This is a genomic window from Zoogloea oryzae, from assembly GCF_030161255.1.
Taxonomy (GTDB): Bacteria; Pseudomonadota; Gammaproteobacteria; order Burkholderiales; family Rhodocyclaceae; genus Zoogloea; species Zoogloea oryzae.
Genome location: NZ_BSPX01000159.1, coordinates 1 through 2,690, shown reverse-complemented (window position 1 = coordinate 2,690; position 2,690 = coordinate 1). Strand labels below are relative to the sequence as shown.

3 protein-coding genes are annotated in these 2,690 nt (G+C 71.4%); all 3 read left to right on the top strand.

All coding sequences use genetic code 11. The features are described from left to right. Positions 1 to 1,257 (top strand): phage tail sheath family protein (locus QQK25_RS22610; protein ID WP_284189988.1); only part of this gene is annotated, 1,257 nt, incomplete at its 5' end. Next, the gene (locus QQK25_RS22605; RefSeq protein WP_284189987.1) at positions 1,257 to 1,739 is read left to right on the top strand and encodes a phage tail protein; all 483 of its coding nucleotides are present in this window, start codon (positions 1,257 to 1,259) and stop codon (positions 1,737 to 1,739) included. The genes QQK25_RS22610 and QQK25_RS22605, both read left to right, overlap by 1 nt. Further along, a partial coding sequence (locus tag QQK25_RS22600; RefSeq protein WP_284189986.1) for a CIS tube protein occupies positions 1,736 to 2,690 on the top strand: 955 nt, incomplete at its 3' end. The genes QQK25_RS22605 and QQK25_RS22600, both read left to right, overlap by 4 nt.

The window sequence follows — 2,690 nt, the reverse complement described above, 5'->3', positions numbered from 1 at the left end:
GAGGCCGACCGCCTGTGGGGCAGCGCCGACGAACCGTGGGGCTCGGACTACCTGCGCCCCAGCGCCATGCTCGCCGACGCCTGGCTGCTCCCCACCAAGGCCTTGCTCGCCGCGCCCGCCGGCATCCTGCTCTCGGCCGCCGAGATGCCCGCCTCGCGCCACGGCCGCGACGCCACCGCCAGCACCGGGCGCCAGCATTTCTTCGAGGGCACGTCCATGGCGCTGGCCGACCTCATCGAGGATTCCGACCACCGCTTCGTCGCCTTCAACGCCAGGCCGCCGGCCCTCGACACCCTCGCCGTGTGGGACCAGGCCCACCCCTTCGAGCCGGTCGCACTGGTAACGATGCCCGACCTGCTCCACCCCACGCCACCCGATGCCGTCAGCGTGCCGCCGGCCCTGCCCGACGAGTTGTGCTTTGGCGCCCAGTGCAGCCGTGGCAAGGCTGACACCACCGTGGGCGCCCTCGACTACCCGCTGCTTGGTTTTGATGCCAGCGAGCTGCAGGCCGCCCAGCTTGCCCTCGTCCAGCACTGCGAAGCCCTCGGCGCCCGCATCGCCCTGCTCGACCTGCCACCTAGCCTGCGCGCCGGCGACATCGTGCAGTGGCGCCACGCCCTCGCCAGCCCCCGCGCGGCGCTGTACACCCCGTGGCTGCGGGTTGATGCCGACGGCACCGCCGCCACCGTGCCGCCCTCCGGCGCCGCTTGCGGCATCACCGCCCAGGTCGAAAACGACACCGGCGTGTGGGCCGCGCCCGCCAACCGCAACGTGCAGGGCGCCTTCGCCCGCGCCGACGACGCCGGCCTGCCCGAGCCCGGCTTCCTGTTCGAAGAGCGCATCGACGAGATCCGCCGCACCGAGCGCGGGCTGATGCTCCTCGGCGCCCGCACCACCGCCACCGACCCGGACTGGACCCACATCCCGGTGCGCCGCCTGATCGACTGGCTCAAGGCCCAGCTCGCCGCCGATCTGGCCTGGGCGCCCTTCGAGCCCAACGACGCCACGCTGTGGTCGGCCATGGCCGGCACCGCCCGCCGACGCCTCAAGGCCTTGTTCAACGCCGGCGCCCTGGCCGGCCGCACCGACACCGACAGCTACTTCATCCGCTGCGACGCCAGCACCCACACCCAGGGCGATCTCGATGCCAGCAGGGCGATCATGCAGGTCGGCGTCGCCCCCGCCGTGCCGGCCGAATTCATCGTCTTCCGTCTCGTGCGCAGCGGCGCGGACGATCCCCGCATCGAGGTGTTCTGATGCCCGCCCAGGCCATGCTCACCCAGTTCAACTTTGCCGTGCAGATCGAGCTCTCGGGCCTCGGCGGCGACGAAGGGCTCGCGCTCGGCGGCCGCAAGGGTGCCTTCTCGGAGGTGCAGGGCCTGGAGATCACGATGGAACCGGTCAGCTTCCGCGAAGGCGGCTACAACCGCGGCGCCCGTCAGCTGCTGGGCAAGACGACCAACCCGCCGCTGGTGCTCAAGCGCGGCCTGTCCCTCGACCCGGCCTTCTGGACCTGGATCCAGCGCTGCATGGACGGCACCTTTCCGCTGCCCTATGTCTCCGGGACGATCCGCGTGCTCCAGGCCGACAGCACCGCCGCCGACGCCGGCGTGTGGCGCTTCGAAAACGGCATCGCCACAAAGGTCAAGTGTGTTGACCTAAATGCCGGCAACGCCCGCGAAGTCGCCCTCGAAGAGTTGCACATCGTCCACGAAGGCCTGAGCCGGGAGCAATCATGAGCACAGCCCAGTTCCGCCGTGCCAAGCTCGTGCCCTTCGACGCGGGCGGTCGCAACGTCGAGGAGAACCGCGCCATCCCCCTCGACTTCAACCCCGAGACGCTGACCCTCAAGGTCTCCGCCGGCGAGCAGCGCGACCGCAGCCGCCGCGGCCGCCAGCAGGTGCAGAACGTCGGCTCCTCCAAGGCCACCCTGTCCTTCGAGTGCTACTTCGACTCCACCCGCCCGCGGGACGACGACACCAACGACGATGCCGGCGGAGAAGAGATGCTCGACGTGCGCGTGCGCACCAAGCCCATCGCCGATCTGGTGCAGACCTTCGGCAGCGGGCGCGAGCAGGCCCCGCGGCGGGTGCAGTTCCGCTGGGGCACGCTGCTTTTCAACGGCGTCATCTCGTCCCACCAGGAAGTCTTCGACTACTTCAGCCCCAGCGGCGTCCCGCTGCGCTCCAAGGTCCAGCTCACCCTCACCGAGCAGGAGTTCCGCTACGAAGTTAACGCCAGCGACGCCGCCCAGCGCCGCCAGGCCGTGGAGCAGGCGAGCGATGCCCGCAGCCAGGCCAGCGCCGCCGGTGCCGGCAGCCTGCTGGGTGGTGGCGCCAACGGCGGGCTGAGCTTCGATCTTTCCGCGGGCTTCGAGCTGTCGGCCAGCCTCGACGTAAATCTGGATGTGAGCCTCTCGGCCCAGGTCGGGCTGTCGGCCAGCCTGGGCGCGTCGGCCGACATCGGCATGTCGGTGGGCGCCGGCATCAAGCTCGACGCCTCTGCCGCCATCGACGTGTTCGGCCCCGCCGCCCTCGGCACCACCGGTGACCTGGGCAAGAGCGGGCTGTCGATCCCCAAGCCCTCGCCCGGCCTCGCCGCCGCTGGCGTCACCCCCAACCCGTGGGCGCCGGACGGCCCGGCCCCGGGCAGCAAGGCCGCCGGGCTCGCCGCCGTGGTGAGCGACCAGC

What these genes read in the sequence shown, in the direction of transcription:
- QQK25_RS22605 (WP_284189987.1), top strand. Translation starts at nt 1,257, where the DNA reads ATGCCCGCCCAGGCCATGCTCACCCAGTTCAACTTTGCCGTGCAGATC.